The 21,642-nt window shown below is 47.9% G+C and carries 16 protein-coding genes, 1 rRNA gene and 1 riboswitch; of the genes, 5 read left to right on the top strand and 12 right to left on the bottom strand.

Annotated elements, in window-relative coordinates; genetic code table 11:
* The 6 genes from GUA98_RS26240 to GUA98_RS26215 form a co-directional block, all read right to left on the bottom strand.
* Positions 1–79, bottom strand: a 16S ribosomal RNA gene (locus GUA98_RS26240); the annotation flags it as partial.
* 803 nt (positions 80–882) lie between these two features.
* Positions 883–2,259 carry an NCS2 family permease gene (locus GUA98_RS26235; protein WP_153976870.1) on the bottom strand — a complete coding sequence of 459 codons (1,377 nt, stop codon included), beginning with the start codon at positions 2,257–2,259 and terminating at the stop codon, positions 883–885.
* A gap of 180 nt (positions 2,260–2,439) precedes the next feature.
* Positions 2,440–2,540: riboswitch (purine riboswitch) on the bottom strand.
* Positions 2,541–2,753: 213 nt separating this feature from the next.
* Positions 2,754–3,599, bottom strand: coding sequence for a carbohydrate ABC transporter permease (locus GUA98_RS26230; RefSeq protein WP_095293153.1), 846 nt, complete (start codon positions 3,597–3,599; stop codon positions 2,754–2,756).
* Between the two features lie 45 nt (positions 3,600–3,644).
* Positions 3,645–4,520: a carbohydrate ABC transporter permease gene (locus GUA98_RS26225; RefSeq protein WP_095293154.1), complete on the bottom strand. Its 876-nt coding sequence runs from the start codon at positions 4,518–4,520 to the stop codon at positions 3,645–3,647.
* Between the two features lie 109 nt (positions 4,521–4,629).
* Positions 4,630–5,847, bottom strand: a complete 1,218-nt coding sequence (locus GUA98_RS26220) for an extracellular solute-binding protein (RefSeq protein WP_193724898.1) — start codon at positions 5,845–5,847, stop codon at positions 4,630–4,632.
* A 310-nt stretch (positions 5,848–6,157) separates the two neighbouring features.
* Entirely contained in the window at positions 6,158–7,141 is a 984-nt protein-coding gene (locus GUA98_RS26215; RefSeq protein ID WP_193724894.1) for a family 43 glycosylhydrolase, read from the bottom strand.
* Between the two features lie 296 nt (positions 7,142–7,437).
* Between GUA98_RS26215 and GUA98_RS26210 the strand changes: the two genes are divergently transcribed.
* Positions 7,438–8,361, top strand: coding sequence for an ArsR/SmtB family transcription factor (locus GUA98_RS26210; protein ID WP_153976868.1), 924 nt, complete (start codon positions 7,438–7,440; stop codon positions 8,359–8,361).
* 110 nt (positions 8,362–8,471) lie between these two features.
* On the opposite strand, the gene guaA is transcribed toward GUA98_RS26210, so the two are convergent.
* The 5 genes from guaA to GUA98_RS26185 form a co-directional block, all read right to left on the bottom strand.
* On the bottom strand, positions 8,472–10,010 hold the full coding sequence (gene guaA, locus GUA98_RS26205; RefSeq protein WP_193724893.1) for a glutamine-hydrolyzing GMP synthase: 1,539 nt from the start codon (positions 10,008–10,010) through the stop codon (positions 8,472–8,474).
* 219 nt (positions 10,011–10,229) lie between these two features.
* Positions 10,230–12,551 (bottom strand): DUF4129 domain-containing transglutaminase family protein, encoded by a 2,322-nt coding sequence (locus GUA98_RS26200; protein ID WP_193724892.1) that lies wholly within the window; start codon positions 12,549–12,551, stop codon positions 10,230–10,232.
* Positions 12,538–13,812 (bottom strand): DUF58 domain-containing protein, encoded by a 1,275-nt coding sequence (locus GUA98_RS26195; protein WP_193724891.1) that lies wholly within the window; start codon positions 13,810–13,812, stop codon positions 12,538–12,540. The genes GUA98_RS26200 and GUA98_RS26195 overlap by 14 nt, the downstream gene beginning before the upstream one ends.
* Entirely contained in the window at positions 13,809–14,801 is a 993-nt protein-coding gene (locus GUA98_RS26190) for an AAA family ATPase (RefSeq protein WP_193724890.1), read from the bottom strand. The genes GUA98_RS26195 and GUA98_RS26190 overlap by 4 nt, the downstream gene beginning before the upstream one ends.
* A 99-nt stretch (positions 14,802–14,900) precedes the next feature.
* Complete coding sequence (locus GUA98_RS26185) at positions 14,901–16,220, bottom strand: polysaccharide deacetylase (RefSeq protein ID WP_227780132.1); 1,320 nt, start codon at positions 16,218–16,220, stop codon at positions 14,901–14,903.
* A 307-nt stretch (positions 16,221–16,527) separates the two neighbouring features.
* Between GUA98_RS26185 and GUA98_RS26180 the strand changes: the two genes are divergently transcribed.
* On the top strand, positions 16,528–17,178 hold the full coding sequence (locus tag GUA98_RS26180; protein ID WP_193724889.1) for a DedA family protein: 651 nt from the start codon (positions 16,528–16,530) through the stop codon (positions 17,176–17,178).
* A gap of 41 nt (positions 17,179–17,219) precedes the next feature.
* Here the strand turns inward: GUA98_RS26180 and GUA98_RS26175 are convergent, their stop codons facing one another.
* Complete coding sequence (locus GUA98_RS26175; protein WP_193724888.1) at positions 17,220–18,473, bottom strand: MFS transporter; 1,254 nt, start codon at positions 18,471–18,473, stop codon at positions 17,220–17,222.
* A gap of 180 nt (positions 18,474–18,653) precedes the next feature.
* Between GUA98_RS26175 and GUA98_RS26170 the strand changes: the two genes are divergently transcribed.
* The 3 genes from GUA98_RS26170 to GUA98_RS26160 are packed head-to-tail and all read left to right on the top strand — an operon-like array spanning position 18,654 to position 21,634.
* Positions 18,654–20,168 carry a spore germination protein gene (locus tag GUA98_RS26170; RefSeq protein ID WP_193724887.1) on the top strand — a complete coding sequence of 505 codons (1,515 nt, stop codon included), beginning with the start codon at positions 18,654–18,656 and terminating at the stop codon, positions 20,166–20,168.
* 21 nt (positions 20,169–20,189) lie between these two features.
* The gene (locus GUA98_RS26165; RefSeq protein ID WP_193724886.1) at positions 20,190–21,392 is read left to right on the top strand and encodes a Ger(x)C family spore germination protein; all 1,203 of its coding nucleotides are present in this window, start codon (positions 20,190–20,192) and stop codon (positions 21,390–21,392) included.
* Positions 21,393–21,400: 8 nt separating this feature from the next.
* A complete protein-coding gene (locus GUA98_RS26160) occupies positions 21,401–21,634 on the top strand; it encodes a hypothetical protein (protein WP_193724885.1) in 234 nt (77 codons plus the stop codon).
* Positions 21,635–21,642 lie beyond the last annotated feature (8 nt).

Here is a 21,642-nt window from a genome sequence, read left to right as displayed (position 1 = left end):
CCTATCAACTCCGCTCGACTTGCATGTATTAGGCATGCCGCCAGCGTTCGTCCTGAGCCAGGATCAAACTCTCCAATAAAGTATTGAAAAGAGCGATTAGCTCATTTTGAATCTGACGAGATTAAAAATCTCATTTTCGCTTCGAAATCATACAGTCAGATGACTTGTACCGATTTCTCAGCTATTCGATCTTACAAAGTAAGATCGTTACTCACTCGTTGTTCAGTTTTCAAAGATCAAACGTTGTTTGCATCAGAGTCTTGTTCTCTTCAGCAACTTTTATATCTTATCACATCCGAACCAATTTAGCAAGCATTTTTTTTCAAGTTTCTTTCGAAGCTTTTCAATTGGCTTACCGCACCGTGTATCTCGTGTTTTCTTGGCTGGAATTAGAATATACCATGTACAGATTTTTTATGCAAGTACTTTTTTTCAATAAGAATCAATCACGAGTGAATACAGACTTCGGTTCAAATAGTTTCTTCTATATATAGATACGAAGTTTACAGCATGAGCAGCTATATGACCTCAACCATCAAAAGGTCAAACCGAATAAAGTCCTGACCATAAACGTTGCAGCTTATCCAAGATCTCGTTAACGTCACATAAACATATAGTGCTACAAGAGTCCTTTTATTGATCAAACTCCTGCTGTGTATTTTTAATGACGCACTTTTCGAAGCCAAGCTATAAATCACCCCATCCTTTCTCTCACCAACTTTCCCTTCCTTCTATAATAGAACGAAACTTATCCACTATATAATGAAAGGAACAGTCTTGTAATTCTCAAGCGAGATTTAATTCTGATCCTATAATAAATAAAAAGGACGAAAGCCCTGATTAAGCCCAGTAGCTTTCGTCCTTCTATATAGTAGAACTGAATTATTCTCCACCCATAAAGATATAGCGGGCAAGAACAATGATCGCGAGAATCCACATCAACCAGTGAATCTTCACTTTGCGTTCCGTAACCAGGTTACTGAATACGGCCAGAATAACATAAGACAGAATACCTGCCGAGATCCCGTTTGCAATCCCGCCTGTGAAAGGCATCAAAACAATTGTAAGGAATGCAGGGAACGCTTGAAGGAAATCATCCCACTCAATGCTGCGCACCTGGCTCATCATCAATACACCTACGATAATCAGGGCAGGAGCTGTAGCAGCAGACGGAACAACCAGCGCAAGCGGAGCAATGAACAGCGCCAGAATGAACAAGATCCCTGTCGTTACTGAAGTCAAACCCGTACGTCCACCCGCTTCAACGCCGGAAGCACTCTCAACGAATGCTGTAATAGTACTCGTACCCAATGCCGCTCCCGCACTTACACCTACTGCATCGACGAGCATTGCTTTACCAATTGTTTTCTCGCCTTTTTGCTTATCCTTCATAATCCCCATCCGGGTCGCAGTCCCAACCATTGTGCCGAACGTGTCAAACAATTCAACAAAGGTAAAGATGAAGATAATTTCAAACAATCCAAGGCTGATTGCGCCCTTCAGGTCCAGCTGCCCAACAGCCAAATCACTGAAATTAGGCAGCCAACTTGCACCGGATAGCCCGCTAAGATTCGTAACACCCATCGGAATACCAATTAGAGTTGTAGCAACGATACCAATGAGCAGCGCACCTTTTACACGCATAACCATCAGTACAGCAATAAGGATCAATCCAATCAATGCCAATAGCGCATCATGATGCGTCACAAAATTACCGAGCGACAAATTAAAACTGCTGCCGGGAATCGGCTGGCTTAGGTCTGCATCTGGCGCAACATTAACCGTAACAGCAACGAGATTGGCCAATTTGAAACCTACAATAGTAATAAAGAGACCGATACCGACCGTAATGGCCATTTTCAATGTTTGAGGTACAGCCACAAGCAGCATCTGACGAATTCTCGTCACGGTCAAGATAATAAATACGATACCCGAGATGAATACCGCTCCGAGAGCAGCCTGCCAAGTAATGGCCCCATTAGAGCTTAATACAACCGTCATGAAGTATGCGTTCAATCCCATACCCGGTGCGAGGGCGATCGGGATGTTAACGAACAATCCCATAATGATGGTCATAAGCCCAGCACCTACGGCTGTTGCAAAAAACACTGCATTATCCGACATCCCCGCCCCGGCCGATCCGAGGAACAATGTGTTAACAAAAAGGATGTACGCCATGGTCATAAAGGTAGTAAGACCCGCAACAATCTCCGTTCTAACATTCGTTCCGTTTTCTTTTAGTTTAAAGAAACGATCCATAATCCACTAACTCCCCCTTAGAGATGTTGAAGCCATTTTGAAAAACGACAAAAGACCCTGGACGGACTTACTTCACCCAGGGTTAGCTATCAGGAGAGGTGTAGCCTATCGCCAAGAACAAAAAAAATTCTAATGTGCGTCCATTATAGTTAACCACGCAGTCATATAGAACTTTTGCTGTGCTTAGCCTCTCCTGCTCGTAGCCAGATCATTAGGGTGATCTTGTAGAAACTCCCGGGCCATATCCCCAGGATTATACGAAGTAGTATGCGCTATTTGTTTGTTTTCCCATCCCTATTTTAGAAGCGCCGGCCTTTTCTGTCAATGATAAAAACGAATGTTAATTATATGTTCCCACGGGAACGTTCGTGTTTTGAAAGCGCTATAAATTTTATCGTAAAAAAGCCACCGTATATACGGCAGCTCATAATACAACCCATACATCATTCCTACTATAAAATAACAGTTTAACAAACAATGCAGCAGCTCAGCTTTTAACCTTTAATTCCCGAATTCAGGTTAATCGATTGCAGGAAATACTTTTGCGCGAAAATAAACAGCACGAGTGTTGGAATAATGGCCAGAATTGCCGACCCCATTAGTTGTCCAATCATGCGATAGTTGCCGTAGATATCCTGCAGTAACAGCAGTCCAGCAGTAATCGGCATTTTTTCGACATCTGTGTATACGATAACCGGCCATAGGAAGTCATTCCAGGACCCAATGAACGAGAAAAGACCGCACACAATCAATACCGGTTTCACTAGGGGTAAAATAATGGAGTAATAAATCCGGAAATCACTTGCACCATCAACCTTAGCAGATTCGTCCAGCTCGCCAGGTATTCCTTTCATGAACTGACGAACGAGGAAGATATTCCCCATACCTGCCAGCCCCGGAATAATCATGGCCCAAGCTGTATTGACCCATCCAAGCGCCTCAATGATTTTGTAGGAAGGGATCAGGTTAACGACACCCGGAAAAAATGAAATCCCGAGAAGCGTGAAAAACAAGGCATCTCTCCCTTTGAACTTCAACCTTGTGTATCCATAGCCTGTAAGGGAAATGATAAAAACAACAAGCACCGTGTGAGATACTGCAATGAGCAGTGAGTTGCTCAACCATCTCAGAATCGGAGCGGTTGATGTATTGTCCAGTATGGCGACGTAATTATTAAAGTCCCACTCTTTGGGAAATAATCGGAACCCGGCCGACACCACTTCTGCCTGCGAGCGAAATGAAGTCGTAATCCCGAAAATAACGGGCACCACCCATATGACACAAATGGTTACCAAAAATAGATAGGATATATATTTGGAGATACTTATTTTTTTGACCATGTTGATATACCTGCTCCTTCCCGATCCACGTTCGATCCTGCTCCTCTAATTGGCGTTCCGGTTCATTACGTAATATTGCAATGCGGAGATGACCAGAATAACCAGTCCTAACAGCACAGCCATGGCGGAAGCCATACCTGCCACTGACTCACCGGAGCCAAACGCAAGCTGGCGAATATACATCATGAGAACATGCGTAGTCTGCTGTGGTCCACCATCGGTCATCATCAGCGGCTGACCAAATACGTTAAACGAACCCGCTGTTGTCATGACAAATGTAAAGATCAACGGGAAACGGATGGAAGGCAGCGTAATGCTGAAGAATCGGCGTACCGGACCGGCACCATCCATCTCGGCTGCTTCATACAGATCGCTAGGTACACCATTAATGGAAGCGCGATAGATAATCATGTTACCTCCGACCGCTCCCCACACAGATATCACAATAATAATGATCCAAGCATACGGCTGATTGGCTGCCCAGGATATCTCTGATCCAAATACGTTACCGGTGATGCCGAGCTGTTTATTGAAAATAAGAGACCAGATGAGCGCCGCGGCAGATATGGAGATCATACCTGGAATGTAGATAATCGCCTGCATGAAGCCTTTGAATTTCACCTTTTTATGTTCAAGGGCTACAGCAACAAGCAGCGGAATAATGATTAACGGCGGAACGCTCAGTGCCACGAAAATCAACGTATTCTTCAAACCATTAAAGAATTGAAAATGAAATGAGGAATCCTGGTCGAACAGGATCGTCCTATAATTTTCAAAACCGACCCAAACCGGATCGTTAATTAGGTTCCATCTGGTGAAAGAGGCATAAATCCCGTAGATCGTCGGCAGCAGTATAAACACCAAAAACAGGATTAGATGAGGACCGACAAATAAGAACGGTGCAAATGATCGTTTATTCATATCCTTTCATTTCTCCTTTGGGAAAAGCAATGTGCCACTCTTGCGACACATTGCTTCTATTACAGTAGAATGGCGAGATGTACAGTACATCCGTTATGCAATTCAAGTGTTACTGGGCCCCACTGCTACCTTGAGCAATTTTGTCCTCAACCTCTTTTTGCATGGTTTGCAGTGTCGCATCCAGCTCCACATTGCCACGAACAATATCAGCCGCGTATTTGTCAACCGCTTCAGCTACATACGGGTAATACTCGTACGTGTAGATGTAGAGCGATTCAATCTCCTTCTCATTCGAAGTAAAGAACGACTGCATGTAGTCTTTGTACTCCGGACTCTCGATAACCTGTTTACTCGCAACAGTCTGTCCCGCTTTGGCCCATTCCATTGAATTCTGACGTATAAACTCCAGGAATTTACCGATCCCTTGTTCCTTCTCATCTGTTCTCGCTTCATTGTTCAGCATGGCAAACAGGTGGGACGAAGAACGGTTTGTAAACTTATCAGCTGTAGGTGAATAGACATTAGTCACGCCGAAATTCAGACCTTCAACAGTGGCATGAGCGGTTGAGCTCCATGTACCATCTGTAGAAAACAGGACATTGCCGGATTGGAACATCAGGTATCCATCTTCGCCAAACGGAGTCATGAGACCGGCATCAGCGATCTTTTTGACACTTTCAAACGCAGCCTTCATTTCAGGAGTGTTCAGCGCTGGTTTCCCATCCTTCTGCACATCTCCGCCCACATTCTGCAATTGTCCGAGGATAACCCATCCGAGCAAAGCATCATTCACGACGAAGTCTCCTTCATCTAATTTGCCTTGCAAGGAAAGCATCTCATCAATCGTGACAATATCATCATCCAGGAATGATTCCGCGTTATACTTTTTCAGCAAATCCTTGTTGTAGTACATCGCATTACTGTGGATATCGAGAGGAACAGTGTACTGTGTTCCATCAATGGTTCCTGTCGACCATGCTTGGGGCAAATAGTTCTCTTCCTTGATTTCCGGCTGCGCGGCCAGCATTGCAGTCATGGGCTCAAGTACGTTTTGCTTCACAAAGCCCGGAACACGGTCAGCATGGATAATAGCCAGATCCGGAATCCCTTTACCGGAGTTAATTACCGTAGACAGCTTGGTGTACATATCAGACGTAATTACATGTTTTAATTTGATTTCTGGTTCAGTGGCGTTATATTCTTTAACTAACTGGTCCATATAAGCTCCATCTTCTCCAGTCAGAGGCGTCCAGAACGTAATCGTATTTTTGTCGTCTGAGCTGCAACCCGACAGCACAAAAACCAGCAGAAGCAGTGTAGATACCATGATTACAAAACCTTTTTTTGTACGTTTCACACAAGAACCCCCCTAGAATAATCAATCCTAAGCACATTTGTAAACGCATTCAAATATTCAAGAAAATCACAGGGCTCTGCAATTTTCTTCTCGGAAACCGGCCCTGCTGCTAAAGTACCCTTACTGAAGGAAGCTTGCCTAGGAGCACTCCCTTCGCTCTATCACACAAACGTTAATACATAAATTAATCATTAACATTTGTGTGAATTTATCGTAATTCATAGCGCTTACATTTGTCAACCACTTTGTTCCATTTTTATTTTTTATTTATGTTATAGCTCTATACGTTCACAGGACGACCATCTGGAACGGGTTTGCCAAAGTACGGGAATCCAAACTCGTCCCAACCAAAGACCTGTGCCCGCATGTGGCGATTCGGATCATAGAGTGGATCTCCCTCAATTTCTTTATAATTGCGAGCATGATAGACCAAAATATCCTGACTTCCGTCCTCCGACACGGTGAAACTGTTATGCCCGGGACCGTATTGTCCCGCCTCTACATCGGTTTGAAATACAGGGGCTGGAAGCTTTGTCCAACTTTTCGGTGACAACAGGTCGCTCCCTTCCTCTGCATACAGCAACCCCATGCAATAATTATGATCTGTAGCACTTGCGGAGAAGGATATAAATATTTTGCCATTTCTATTCAACACTGCTGCACCTTCATTGACCAGAAAACCGATTTTCTCCCAATCATGCGTCGGTTCAGCAATCATCACCTGTTCGGAAGCGAGTGTCCACGGATTTTCCATGGATGCAATATACAGGTTGGAATTGCCCACGATGTCCGGATCTTTCTGTGCCCAGACCAAATATTGAACGTCATTATGTAGGAATGAGGTCGCATCAAGTGCGAAACTTTCCCATTTTGTCTTGATTTGCCCCTTTTCTTCCCAAACGCCTTCAAGCGGGTTAGCTGAGGCATTTTCCAACACGAACATGCGATGATCAAAAAGCCCTTCCACCGTAGCCGTTGTTCGTGCTGCAGCAAAATAGATATACCATTTACCGTTGACAAAATGAATTTCCGGTGCCCAAATGTTGGCACTCATCGGTCCTTCGTCATATTTGCGCCATACTACGACCGGCTCAGCGCTATCCAGCTCTTGAACAGAGCGAGCTCTTCTAACCTCAATTCGATCATACTCAGGCACGGAACCTGTAAAATAATAATAGCCGTCGGTATGTTTGTATACCCATGGATCGGCTCGTTGCGGTATAATCGGATTAACAAATGATTCCTGCTTCGAAACTGTACTCACGTTGTCATCTCCTGTTCTGCACAATAGGTTAATGTTTTTGTTTATATATTCGTAAATCTGTTATTAATTCACCTAAATATTAAGTTATCAAGCAGCACGTGTCAATGAGTTGGCAGGGTTTTTTTGGTTATTTCATGGTTTGTTTTTACATTTTTCCGAATTGTTCTGTTTTTAAGTTGTATATCTGGTATTATTTATATAAAAACGTTGTGATTATTTTCGAATTCCGATATTATAATATTCTACGTTTACTATTCATATAAATGTTAATATTTCATTTCTTCGGAGGAATTACATTGAAAATCGACCTGAACGAAAAAAACCTGCATATCTTCGAAGCCCTTTCTAGCAGTGTGCGCATTCAGATCGTTCATCTGCTGTCTAAAAACTCTATGAATATAAAAGAACTGGCCGAAGCGCTTGGACTTAGTAGTGCCATCATGACCATGCATGTCAAAAAATTAGAAAAAGCCGGTGTGATCGAATCCAACATGGCTCCGGGCAAAGGTGGAGCGGCCCAAAAGGTCTGCTCTCTTCGTATGGACACTCTTGAAATCGCATTCCCAACCAAGGACGTCATCCAGCGTGAGATTCACAAAACCGAAATATCCGTAGGGCATTTCACTGATCTGCAGATCAAGCCAACCTGTGGCATATGTACAAGAGATTCCATCATTGGTATCTTTGATGATCCCCGGTATTTCCTTGATCCGGACCGACTCAAAGCCAAAATCCTGTGGTTTGGACAAGGATATATCGAATACAAGGTACCCAATTACCTAATGGGAGATGAGAATCCGGAGGAATTGGAGATATCGATGGAGATCTCTTCCGAGGCACCTCTTACCAACAACAACTGGCCTTCCGATATTTCGTTTATCGTTAATGGCGTTGAGGTAGGAATGTGGACGAGCCCGGGTGACTTTGGAGGAAAAGGTAAACTGAATCCGCCTTGGTGGTTTGAAAGTGTAAATCAATACGGCCTCCTGAAACATCTCATTATCAAAAAGGAAGGCACGTTTATGGATGGTGTGAAATTGTCCGATGTTACCATCGATGATATTGGCATCCGTAACAGCTACTGGTCCCTTCGCATTGCCGTCAAGGAAGATGCAGAGCACATCGGCGGCGTTACGTTATTCGGAGAAGGATTCGGAAATCACAATCAAGACATCATTTTCCGGCTGTACTACACCGATAACACTGAAAGGCCTGAATGAATTAAGGCTTTGTAAACCCATTACTGGCACAACAAAAAAAACTCCCTTTGACATGTGTAATACATGATCAAAGGGAGTTTCTTTTCGTTCAATACCGTTTGTTCGTAAAACTATTCCCACTCGATTGTTGCAGGTGGTTTGGAAGTTACGTCATAGACGATACGGTTTACGTTATCAACTTCATTTACGATACGTACGGAGATTTTCTCCAGTACATCCCAAGGGATACGTGCCCAGTCGGCCGTCATACCGTCGATGGATGTTACGGCACGAATACCTACAGTGTAAGAATACGTACGAGCATCACCCATAACGCCTACGCTCTTCATGTTTGGCAGAGCCGTGAAGTATTGCCAAATTTCGCGGTCCAGGCCCGCTTTGGCAATCTCCTCGCGCAGGATGTAGTCGGAATCACGAACGATTTTAAGCTTCTCTTCCGTAACTTCTCCAAGAACACGGATCGCCAGACCCGGACCTGGGAAAGGCTGACGGTGTACAATTTCGTCCGGCAGGCCGCACTCTGTACCCACTTTACGCACTTCATCCTTAAACAGGGTGCTCAGTGGTTCAATCAGCTTAAAGTTCATATCTTCAGGCAATCCACCCACGTTGTGGTGAGATTTGATCGTTTGTGCTGTTGCAGTTCCACTTTCCACGATGTCCGTGTACAGTGTACCTTGCGCCAGGAATTCGAAATCATCGAACTGCTTGGACTCTTCATCAAATACGTAAATAAACTCGTTACCGATAATTTTACGTTTTTGTTCCGGATCATCCACGCCAGCCAGCTTGGACATGAAACGCTCCTGTGCATCAATTTTGACAACTTTCATATCGAATTTGCCAACAAACGTCTCCATTACGCTTTCGGCTTCGCCTTTGCGCAGCAGACCGTGGTCAATGAACATACATGTCAGTTGGTCACCGATCGCTTTGTGAAGCAATGCAGCCACAACGGAAGAATCCACACCACCGCTAAGTGCACACAGTACTTTACCGTCGCCCACTTTTTCACGAATATCCTTGATCGTGTCCTCAATAAATGTTTCCATCGTCCAGTTGCCTTCGCAACCACAGATATTAAACAGGAAGTTGCTAATCATATCGTTACCACGAACAGAGTGACGTACTTCCGGGTGGAACTGAACAGCATACAATTTGCGCTCATCGTTACTCATTGCAGCGATCGGCGCACTTTCCGTGCCTGCATCCAGTTTGAAGCCCGGAGGCAATGTAACTACATGGTCACCATGACTCATCCATACGGTATGTTCGCCTTCAATGCCCTGTGCCAGTGCAGCACCTGCAGCAAACTCAAGGTCTGCTTTTCCGTACTCACGTTTCTCGGAACGCTCTACTTTACCTTCAAGCTGCTGTGCCATAAGCTGCATACCGTAGCAAATACCGAAGATTGGCAGTCCCAAATCATACACACCCGGATCTACATGCGGAGCGTTCTCAGCGTACACGCTGGATGGACCTCCGGAGAATACAATACCTTTTGGTGCCAATTCTGCGATCTTCTCTGCCGGTGTGTTATACGGCAACAGCTCGCTGTATACGCCAAGATCCCGGATTCTTCTGGCGATTAACTGGTTGTATTGGCCCCCAAAGTCAAGGACAACCACAATTTCATTTTGCTTATTCATTACCGTGCCTCCCTCAATTAATGAAACTAATTATACGCAACGACAAAACATACCGTCAAGGAAAGACGAAACTCCTTTTTGTGGGCAGTTTACAACATTTGATATGAAGACACCTTCATTGTGAGTTTTCTACAAATTCCCCACTTCCATTCGCTTCATAAGAAATCGCCCAAAGACGCCTTGTCCGCACTTCGGCGAGCAAGACGTCCCTGGGCGATGTTATGGTAATTGCAGGCGCCGGGCAAGGCGAAGTGCCCGGCGCAGGAATTCAAGACTGTCCGCGCGCAGCGGACGGTCCGGCCCATACAGCAGCCGTTCCCAGTCGGCTGCAAACCGCGCGATGTCCGCGGCGTCCGTGCCTGCGGACAGGGCGGGTGACGCTGCATACTCCCGCAGCGTCATCCCCGGCGGCCGCGGGCCGTACCGCCGCGCGAGCGCGGCCCAGACCGGAGCTGCGGCGCTGAGCAGCCGCTCACGGTCCGGGAAGCTGCTGCGTAGCAATGCCAGCAGCAGCCTGAGCCGCAGCGCGGGGCGAAGCCGCCGCATGCGCAAGGCCCCGGCAGCGGCCAGCAGCGCCGCTGCCGCAAGAGCTGCCGCGAGCCATGGCTCCGCGGCAAGAGCACGCGCGCGCGCCCGCAGCCAGGCGCCCGCACTACCGATCCCGCCGCCAGATTGTGGCGGGATCTCCTCGCCGGGCTGCGCTCCGGCGACTGCTGCGGCGTCCGTGGCATCACCTTGCGGCAATGTGAAGCCCGGCGTAGCCTCGAACGGCATCCAGCCTGCGCCGGGGAAATACACCTCCACCCAGGAATGTGCATCGCCCTGGGTAACGACATACCGACCCGGTACCTCAGGGTCCGGTGAACCTGCACTGAATCCCTTTACCCAACGCGCGGGAATTCCCTCTGCACGAAGCAATACAACCATCGCCGTGGAGAAGTGATTGCAGTAGCCTTCCCCTGTGACAAACAGAAAGTCATCGACGAAATCCGTTCCGCGAGGCGGCATGCGCGTGTCCAGTGTATATTCGGCATGCTCTGCCAGGTAGGTTCGCACTGCCTGGACTGCATCATAACGTGTTTCGCTCTTCTGAATAATGTCACTCGCAAGTGATCGTACCCGTTCAGGGAGAGATTCGGGCAGCTGCAGGTAAGTCCTGCGGATGGCTGCAGGATCCTGACTTGAACTATGCGCCTCGCCCAATAGACGAAGCTGTTCTGGCGACGCGGTGGGAATCATGACATCGGTTGTATACGTTTGGATCGGTTCACGACTGCTGGATCCGGCAAGCCAGAGTGTAGCCGAGTCTGCATTGGAGAGCAGGGCCATTCTATTTTCTTCGTTCTGTTCATTCGTGTCCTGAAAGGACAGGTTCAAAGGTACTCCTCCCGTAAAGAGCGGATTAGGTCCCCTCCACGGACGCTCCATCGTGACCGTTTGGCGAATGCGAGTCCAGTAGGTTTGGTTCTCCCAGCCATCGGCACGAAACAGCCCTACCGGGCTGGCCTTTTGAAAGTTTTGTGCAGGATCACTCCATGTACTGCCGTTATAATAGGAACGAGTCTCCCCGCGCCAATACGTGACTTGAGGACTCTTCGCTGTAAAAAAGACAGCATTTCCTTGTACCAATGGAGAACCCATCGGTGCATCAGATGTGCTGTATCCCGTGACAGATGCCGAAGCAGGGATGCTGCCGCGTGGGGTATAGCCTGCCCAGCGGGCAAGGCGTTCTCCAATCTGATCAAGCGATATCCGTTCCGGCCCAGGAACCGGGACAACACGTCCGGGCAGAGCAGCAAGCAACACCATCCCCGCTGCTGCAGCAGCAGCCACCGTACACCAACGAACATAGGGATATCGGTGAAAGGTTGGTGTTGTGCCCCCTTCCAACAGACGGAGCAGTTGGAGAATGGTCTGGATCAGCAGTATCCATAGAACAGATCGCACGACGGAGGCGTAGACATCCAGCCCGGCCAATGTTTCCAGGAGCAGCAAATAAAGCAGGGTAGCACTGCCGAACAGCATCACACTCCGCCGCATCAACACAAGGGACTGCACGGAAGCCATGAGCATGCTCCACCCACACATCATCAACAAACCTCTCGTCTCCGTACTGATGGAATAAAAGTGTCCACTTTCCATGAATGAGCGTATATCCTCCATCCATGTTTCCGGGTAACCGAGAGCCCAACCGGCAGGATCACTGCCTCCATACATGAGGCATAGAGCAGTAAGAGCCACAAGCAGTCGAACCGCTATCCCCAACATCCAGCCTGTACGCAATAATCCTGCCATCAGGAGCGCACCCGTAAGTCCGGCCATCACCGTCAAAAAACGGCCACTTCCCTGCTGTCCCGACGAAGTAATCGGGTAGATCCATTCCAGGGAGAGAAGCAGCAGCAGAACAGAAATGCTGATCTTATACACGGCAGGCTCTCTCTTAGAACGCTGGGATTGGGATCCCTGACCCAGTACCGAAACTTCTTCGGCAGATTGGACAACCGTCATATCACCATAACCACCATGATTACGCTCCCACATCCGAGACACCCGCCTTTCCAACGAAAGGCATGGATTGGTCTGCGACTGAGCTGACTCCTACGCCGCTAAGCCGAAGCTGTTCCGTCCACTGCTCAGCCTGATTCCCAGGCCCTCCCTGAACTCTATTCCCTTTGGCTTGTTCCTCACCCATCGGTGTTTCGGTTAACTGCACTTCTATTTCATGTCCGAGCTCGGCAGCACCCAGCACCCATCCCGTCAGCACGGCATCCAGTCTGCCAGTAAGGACAACAATGCGTGTCCCCGCGGGCCACTGATCCAGCATGGTTGTATCCGCCAGCGATGAAACAGATAAGTCAGCACTTGATATACTTGCCTGGGCCAAGCTGTCCAGTGACAGATTTACATGATCGGCATGGATCAGATCGCTTAACCACCCGGGCTGCTTATCCGGACCAGCTTCTACCCCTGTCCTCCAGAGTTGATAAGGAACATCATCGCGAACAGCTGTAAACACCCATCGGGCCGCCATGTTAATGGCACGTTCAAACGCCGGATGCTCCTTCGCCCCCTGGACTCGTCGTTCGTAGCCAGTCTTCCCTTCATACAGCAGAATACCCAAAGATGTTGATTCCGATATTTCAGGCAAAAAGGTTTGAAGTTTGCCCGTCTTGGCCGTACTTTTCCAATGAATGCGTCCCAAGGGATCTCCTGGCTGATACTCACGGAACTCGGGGCTTCGGTTACCTTGACTGGTTTTTGTATTTGCTGAACTCCCCTCATCCATAGCCGCAAATGCTGCAGACTCACGATCACCAAATGTTGATCCAGATGGCACGACAGCAAGAGATGTCCCGCCCACCGTTTCCGCATAGACGGTATTCCATCCGAATACATCTCCCCAGTACAGTTGGCCTGAGCCCCATTGATACAACCCTCTTCGCATGCCGGACATTTGATATTGGTAAGCAAACTTGCGTCTCATTCCCGGAAAAAGTAATTTTCGATGCACTCCAGCGGGCGTATCCTCACAGAGCATGATCCAAAGCAGTGGAATTCGGCATTCGAACTCCACTTCCACCTGAACACGCACCATCTCCCCAACCATTATTCGTTCCGAATTCATTTGCCGGCGGATGCGAATACGGCGCGGCCCCAATAGATGAATGACCAGACCGCTAATCAGGATGAGAGAGACCGTAATGGACAAGAACAGCGCTGCCTTGCCTCCATGCCATAGATAAAGACAAGCAAAAGCTGCTGCCAAGACTGCATGGAACAGCCATTGAACAGGCGCGGTCATGATCGCCGGCCCCTTCCCTGAGCTGTCATTTGTACCGGTACGGGAACCGATGCTAGTGCATCCTGAATAACCTGTTCCTGAGCCCGGAATGCTTCCGTCCTATTCTGGCCTTTCAACCCGATTCGGTGGGCAAGCACGGGCTGAGCCACCTCTTTGACATCATCCGGAATGACATAGCTTCGCCCCTGCAGGTAGGCATATGCTTGCGTCGCAACCATCCAGGCCAGTGTTCCGCGTGGACTGATGCCGAGCCTCACTGCCGGATGATTACGCGTAGCTACAGCCACGGCAACCAGGTACTGCTTGACTACGGAATCAACGTGCACATGTCTAACTTCGCGCTGCATCGCACTCACTTCTTCCGCGAGCACCACTGGACGAAGTTCATCCAGCAGCTCTCTGCTCTGCCCTCTGGTTAACAGCTCGACTTCCTGTTCCGGCTCCGGGTAACCGAGTCCTATTCGCATTAGGAAACGATCCAGCTGCGCTTCGGGTAACCGAAATGTGCCCTCGAACTGCAGCGGATTTTGCGTTGCCAGCAAAAAGAACGGCCTTGGCAAGGCATATGTCGTACCATCCACTGTAATACGTCGTTCCTCCATTGCTTCCAGCAGGGCAGACTGGGTCCGGGGCGATGCCCGATTAATCTCGTCAGCGAGTACAATGTTGGACATGACAGGACCTGGCCGGAATGTGAATTCACTCGTGTGAGGGTGGTACATGGATGTCCCAGTAACATCTGCAGGCATGACATCGGAGGTGAATTGAATACGACCCATGGAACAGCTCAATGATGAGGCGACAGCCCGAACCAGCATTGTTTTTCCTGTCCCCGGTACATCTTCCAGAAGCACGTGACCCCCACTTAGCATTGCAGTTAGGACATATTGAATCTCTTGTTTTTTGCCTATAATTACACTCTCGACCCGCTTGATCACCCTGTTCAGCAGCTCGACTGCATGTTCATGTTCCATTCGAATATATGACATCCCTCATTCTCCTTCCATTCTGGGCATTCAGAGCCATAGTAATCTATGATTCATTGTTGCCCGGAAGTAGAGAGATTAGTCGTGTCTGGATGCGTTAATTCATATCGTTCTGTACAGGTAGAAGTTTAACGCTTCCGCAAGAGGCATATTGGCCTTTACGATCCACTCGGATTCATTGGACTGAAGCGAAGATACATCCAGCCCCATTAATTCCAGCAGTTCTCTCAGTGGAACCCAGATCGTCCCCCCTTGACTCTGCACTGCTCCCTCTATCGTTCTATCATTCGATCGATTCGCTGATGTGGATTTCAGTTCACCGCTGACGCTGTTCGCCTGGATCACTCTATCCTTCCATAGCGCAGTCGCCGTTCTGGATTCCACGTCCCAGCGAATGCTGCCGCCAAACTTTTTCATAAACGGTCTTAATGGCACCATAATTCGCTGATCTTCCACGCGGAATTCCCCTGGCTTCAGTGTCCCCGCAGCAAGACCAATCTCTACCTTGAGTTCCTTGCCGGATAACCATAGGTTGCGATTGAATTTCACATGCTCCGCCACCCACTCTGCGCCAGGTGCCTTGCGAGATTTGTATTTCCCTTCAGGATGAACACGGAATTGCACAGGTGGATCCTCCGCTCTCATGGTGTCAAAACGATATCCGTGATCCCGGTAGTATTTGATTATTCCGGGTAGGGCCTTGACCGTCTCCGCATGAGCTCCACCATCGTGCATTAACAAGATTACTGAACCGGTACCGACAGGCACCTTGGTGGAATTGCGCAAAATCTCTTTGGCAGGCACACCCTTGCGCTTTGAATCACCGCTGTCGACATTCCAATCCATCACGGTGTACCCGCCCAACTTGAGCAGATCGAAATAGTTTTGATCAAAATGTCCATATGTTCCGCCAGGTGCACGTACCAGGTTGGGGCGGAAGCCGGTGATCCGGTTCACGATGTCTTCTGTCTGCTTCACCTGTTTCCAGAACGATTTAAAATCACTATACAGTTCATCATAATGATGGTTATAGGTATGATTGCCAAGTGCATGTCCCTCTTCCACAGCAGCCTGAATCAGCTCGGGGTAACGTTCTGCCTGCTCTCCGAGGACAAAAAATGTAGCCTTTACCTGTTCCTCGCGCAAAATATCCAATACTTCACGGGTATGCTTGCCTGGTCCGTCGTCAAAACTCAGATAGACTACCTTATCCTTACTGCTCTCTTTGTTAGGTGCAGCAGCTTCTGCGCCAGCAGCGTAAGAAGGAAATGCTGTCCAGGCATAAGAAGCAAATACGCATATTATTACCGCAAGACGAAGCAGACACGATGGCCATGCGGGAAAACCATGCTTATGTATGGATCTGGCTTTTACGGATTGCTCTGCTTTTTCCACCATTGTGAAATCCGGTCTCTGCATCATTTACGAATCATCCTCCAACGTCTCTAGTGATTCTGCTGATAGACTTTAGCAGATTTGTTAGAATTATATGGAGGCTTTATCGAAAAAAGACGCGTTTCTGTTTTATATTTTTCACAATTTGGGTTAGCTCATGATTGATTCTTGGCTTGGGATTGGGTAGCATAATGAACAGGCACTTATTACCGGAATCACTGCAATTACGGGGATAAGCACTGCAAATGTCTCATATGACGGCGGACTGCAATGATCGTATACAAGACAGCATGGAGAGTCATCCGATTCCCCTGTCTTCAGGAGAGTGAATCTATTGGAATTGCTTGAGAAGATCCAACATCTGTTCGGATCCTATGGATACAGCGTTTTGTTTTTTGGCTTGTTGCTGGAATTTATCGCTCTCCCCTTCCCGGGAGAAACAACCATGGCTTACGCAGGATACCTGTCATACAAGGGTCAACTGGACTTCGGAATTCTTGCCATCCTTGCCTTTCTCGGAACAACCATCGGCATGACGATCACTTACTTCATTGGTGCCAAAGCCGGTCTGCCCTTCATTGTCCGTTACGGAAAGTGGTTTCTATTCAAACAGGACAAGCTGGATAAAACGCAAAAGTGGTTCGCCAAATACGGTAATGCTCTGATTTTCATCGGATATTTCATACCTGGTGTCCGGCATTTTACTGGATACTTCGCAGGTATAGCGGCAGTTCCTTTTCGTAAATTCGCTCTATATGCATACTCGGGTGCACTGTTCTGGGTCGTCTTATTTCTGGGCATTGGAAAAGTATTCGGTCCACAGTGGAACGCGGTGTTCCATCTTGCGCATCAATATGCAGCCTATATCGTTGGAGGCATTGGATTGTTACTGATCGCTGCCGTGCTGTACCGTTATCGTAAAGCTTGGGGACAACGCTCCCTCCGCAAGTCTGCTCCAATCAGGCAAAAACAAAATGCAGAATGAAGCTTATCCCCGGAGTTGCAACCAGTGCGACTCTTTTTGGATTAACTCCTTTTAAAAGCACCCCTTCGAATCCATGCGTAAGTCGCGAGCAAGAGCGCAATCCAAGCGAATCCCATTCCCCCTGCAAAACCAAGTCTACGCGGTTCCATCACCTCCAGCAGTATGCCTGCGCCAAACATGGATAACCCAAGCATCGTACTGCTGCATGCCGTCACTAAACCATAGACAATTCCGCGGTATTTCTCTGGTGTTTCCCGCATCAGGAGCGTATCGAGACACGTGTTTCCCATACCTGACGTAAGGGCGAGCAAAATATACATCAGGACAGCAACCGATGCGAACCTGGTCTCACTTAGCAGCATTAACAAGCAGCCTTCGATCAACAGACATGCTATAACGCCAGGGAGCAGCCACTGCTGCAAGTAACGAGAACCCCAGCTGCTGAGCACAAGTCCAATCCCCAGTGCTGCGTAAAATAGACCCACACCCCAATCTCCGAGTTTGAACACTTCAATCGCATATACACTGATCAGAACATTATCAATCCCATTAATAACGGGAACCCACAGCTCAAATGCAATAAGAATCTGCAAAGGGACCGATGAGCAGATGAACTGCCACAGCAGACGGGCCCCCCCTTTGCTTTTACGCTTTGGAGCATACCCAGGCTGTTTCACCACCGATTCATCTACTTGTTTGGTTCCAAGTGGTGGGAACGAAATCTTGCGGATCAGAGCAGCAGCAATCAGGAAAGCAAGTGCATTAGTTGCAAAAGCAGCCTGAGGACCCAATGCAGCCGAGACGATACCACCTACAAAAGCGCCCACAATAAGAACGGATCCGTTCATGACTTGTTCGAGCCCATTAATCTGGTGCAAGTGTTCCGAACGTACAAGCAAGGGGATTCCCGATTTGCGGACAGGCGCATATAGTGCTTCTGCGCATGCAAGCAGCGTACTCGCTGTATAGAGAATCCATAGATCATCTGCTTGATGTACGAACAAAAAGCTTAAAGCCACAGGTACCCTTAGAAGATTGGTCACAATCATAATCGTTCGCCGGCTGAAACGCAGCGTCAATACACCCCCTAGCGGAGCCAGAAGAAGAAAAGGAAACACCCTCAGCCCGAGCGCCAAACCTACGGCAAGACCGGAACCAGTTGTACCAAGAATCAAGGCCAGCATGGCAACCTGACTGAATCGGTCACCAATTCCATTTACCAATCCTGCCATGAAAAGCTGCCTGTAATCGGGTTCTTCGTGCAGCAAGCGTTTAAAACCAAAACTGAATGTCATTACGATACCTCACTCATAATTTAGATAATAATCTAATTAGATAATATTCTAATTAATTGAGGTTGGCAATCACCTTTTGTATGTGCATCGTTCTGAGGTCACTTCTTTTTTTTGACATAAGTTGAATTCATCCAGGTCATACTAACTTGCAAATATAGGGAGGCATGGGGGTGAAAGGTTATGGGTTCTGCAGCGCAGAGCGATCATGAACAGAAACTGATCTCTCCGAATCTGATTGAAAATACGGAATATTGCAAACAAGTGATGGGCCAGAGCAACGACCTGATGATCCGCCCGCTCCAATGTTTACATAAGTGGCCATCAATTCTGCTGTACATTGATGGGTTAGTCGATGTTCAAATACTGAATCAGGCCATTCTGGGATCCCTGCTTCAGACACATGATCTTCCAGCATTCTCGGCTGAAGACGAACGCCTAAGCTATCTCCAAAATGACATCCTTGCTGCTAGTGACGTGCTGCTGGTAGAGAATATTCAGGATGTACTTAATGCCTTATTGTCCGGCTCTGCAGTACTGCTAATTGAAGGCTCAACCAAAGGCCTGAAGATTGGTGCAGCCGGCTGGGAAGATCGCGCTGTTACTGAGCCTGTATCCCAAACCGTTGTCCGCGGACCCATGGAAGGCTTTAATGAAAACTTACGTACCAATACCTCCTTGATCCGTAAACGGATTCGTGACCCTCATCTGTGGATCGAAGAGAGAGAGGTCGGACGAGTGACCAAGACCAAGATAGCCGTATTATATCTGGAACATATCGTGGATAACGAAGTGGTGGAGGAGCTTCGGCGCAGACTCGATGAGATTGACATCGACAGCGTTCTGGAAAGCGGATATATCGAGGAATTGGTTCAGGATAAGACCGGGACGATCTTTCCAACGGTATATAATACTGAGCGGCCTGACACGGTATCTGCTGCCCTCCTTGAAGGCCGTGTTGCCATTATTGTGGATGGTACCCCATTCGCCTTGTTGGTGCCGGCCCTGTTTGTACAATTTTTTCAATCTGCAGAAGACTATTATCAGCGTGCTGATATCAGCACATTAATTCGGATGATTCGTTACCTGGCCTTTTTTATCGCTTTGCTCGCTCCTTCCTTCTACATCGCCATCTCGACCTTCCATCAGGAGATGCTTCCGACAAATCTGCTGATCAGTCTGGCCGCCCAGCGTGAAGGTGTTCCCTTCCCGGCCTTCATTGAAGCCATTTTGATGGAGCTTACCTACGAGATCTTGCGTGAGGCCGGCATTCGGATTCCGAAAACGATTGGTCAGGCTGTCTCAATCGTGGGAACGCTTGTTATCGGTCAAGCTGCGGTTGATGCGGGGGTTGTGTCGGCAGCAATGGTCATCATCGTGTCGATTACCGCCATATCCAGTTACGTCATTCCGGAGAACGGATTATCCATCTCGGTTCGCATATTGCGATTTGTATTGATGATTCTGGCGGCTGCCTTTGGTTTCTATGGCATTCTCGTCGTTCTTCTCATTACAGTGACTCATCTGTGCAGCCTTCGCTCGTTCGGAGTACCTTACATGTCGCCATTTGCTCCGTTGGTTCAGAAGGATCTTAAGGATACGATCTTCCGCGTCCCCTGGTCTCACATGAAAACCCGCCCTCTGAGTACGGGTACACCGAACAAAACGAGACAATCCAACAAAAAAATGAAGCGCTGATTGCGGCAAGGAGATCACCGTATGAACAAGTGCATCCGACTGTTTTTATCGCTTGTGGTTCTGCTTCCTCTGCTTACCGGATGCTGGGATCGCAAGGAACTCAATGAGCTTGGAATCATGCTGGGTTTGGGCGTTGATAAGGATGGAGATCAAGTTAAAGTTAGCGCTCAGGTGGTCGTTCCCAATGAGGTATCCTCCAAATCCGGAGGCGGCAAAGGAACCCCTGTTACCCAATATCAGGCTACTGCTCCTACGCTGTTTGAAGCCATTCAGAAGCTGACCGAGACAAGCCCACGACGCATATTCATGGCTCATGTGCGCATCCTTGTTTTCGGGGAAGAATATGCCCGTAAGGATGGAATATATGATGTCATGGAAGCCATGATGCGGGAACCTTCTGCTCGGCCGGATTATTATGTCATGGTTGCTCGCAAGACAACGGCTTCCAAAGTATTGGATCTGCTCACACCCCTGGAAAATATCCCTGCCGAAAAGCTGTTTAATTCACTGGATGTTTCCGCCAAGACGTGGGCTCCTACTACCACAGTGACTGGAGACCAACTGGTCGACAATATGCTGACCCCTGGCATACAGCCTGTAATTACTGGTGTGGAAATTATGGGAAAACGGGAGATAAGCGGAAGCAAGGACAATATCTCTTCCATCCAATCTCCAGCCAGCCTTCACACGACCGGATTAAGTGTATTTAAAAAGGATAAGCTGATCGGTTGGCTGACCGAGGATGAATCCAAAGGATATAACTACATTCGGGATAACGTGGTCTCCACGGTAAGTCATCTTCCCTGCGGCAAAGGTGGAGCCGTAACCTTCAAAGCACTGCGCACTTCGACGAAACGAAAAGCCAAAATCGTGGATGGAAAGCCTGTTATTCATATCAAACTTGAAAATGTTTCTTCCATTGCCGCCGTGGAATGCGGCATCAAGATCGGTTCAATGGAGACGCTCAGAAAATTGGAAGAGGAAAGCGAGGAGCGATTAATCGAGCTCATGCAGACTTCAGTGAACTCCGTAAGACGAAAATATCATGCGGATATTTTTGGATTCGGGCAGGAAGTTTACCATGCGGATCCCAAGCTTTTCAAAAAGATGGAGGATGACTGGAACAAGTACTTTGACAATCTGGACGTGAAATACGAAGCCAATGTACAGATTAAACGTACGGGAACACTGGACAATTCATTCAAAAATGATATGAAGGAGTGAGACCAAACATGATTACGATCACGGTCATTATTGTGGGAGTTATCGTTGGGTTGATCGATCTTCCTGGTCTAATCCGTCGCAAGGAATGGAAAGAGACCGTAGTATACAGCGGCATGCTGCTTGTTGCCACTTTCTTTAGCGTGGTTGCAGCAAACTTATGGGAGTTCCCAAGTCCCCTCTATATCATTATGTGGATTTATGAACCTGTGAATCAATTCTTGGCCAATATCACCGGAACTTAGGAAAGGGG

It is taken from the genome of Paenibacillus sp. P13VS, assembly GCF_015143645.1.
Taxonomy (GTDB): domain Bacteria; phylum Bacillota; class Bacilli; order Paenibacillales; family Paenibacillaceae; genus Paenibacillus; species Paenibacillus xylanilyticus_A.
This window is presented reverse-complemented; position numbering and strand designations above follow the sequence as displayed.

Coding starts and splice junctions, on each gene's coding strand:
- GUA98_RS26200 (WP_193724892.1), bottom strand. CDS start 12,551: ATGTGGGAGCGTAATCATGGTGGTTATGGTGATATGACGGTTGTCCAA.
- GUA98_RS26160 (WP_193724885.1), top strand. CDS start 21,401: ATGATTACGATCACGGTCATTATTGTGGGAGTTATCGTTGGGTTGATC.
- GUA98_RS26195 (WP_193724891.1), bottom strand. CDS start 13,812: ATGACCGCGCCTGTTCAATGGCTGTTCCATGCAGTCTTGGCAGCAGCT.
- GUA98_RS26235 (WP_153976870.1), bottom strand. CDS start 2,259: ATGGATCGTTTCTTTAAACTAAAAGAAAACGGAACGAATGTTAGAACG.
- GUA98_RS26170 (WP_193724887.1), top strand. CDS start 18,654: ATGGGTTCTGCAGCGCAGAGCGATCATGAACAGAAACTGATCTCTCCG.
- GUA98_RS26225 (WP_095293154.1), bottom strand. CDS start 4,520: ATGAATAAACGATCATTTGCACCGTTCTTATTTGTCGGTCCTCATCTA.
- GUA98_RS26165 (WP_193724886.1), top strand. CDS start 20,190: ATGAACAAGTGCATCCGACTGTTTTTATCGCTTGTGGTTCTGCTTCCT.
- GUA98_RS26185 (WP_227780132.1), bottom strand. CDS start 16,220: ATGATGCAGAGACCGGATTTCACAATGGTGGAAAAAGCAGAGCAATCC.
- GUA98_RS26175 (WP_193724888.1), bottom strand. CDS start 18,473: ATGACATTCAGTTTTGGTTTTAAACGCTTGCTGCACGAAGAACCCGAT.
- GUA98_RS26230 (WP_095293153.1), bottom strand. CDS start 3,599: ATGGTCAAAAAAATAAGTATCTCCAAATATATATCCTATCTATTTTTG.
- guaA (WP_193724893.1), bottom strand. CDS start 10,010: ATGAATAAGCAAAATGAAATTGTGGTTGTCCTTGACTTTGGGGGCCAA.
- GUA98_RS26190 (WP_193724890.1), bottom strand. CDS start 14,801: ATGTCATATATTCGAATGGAACATGAACATGCAGTCGAGCTGCTGAAC.
- GUA98_RS26220 (WP_193724898.1), bottom strand. CDS start 5,847: ATGGTATCTACACTGCTTCTGCTGGTTTTTGTGCTGTCGGGTTGCAGC.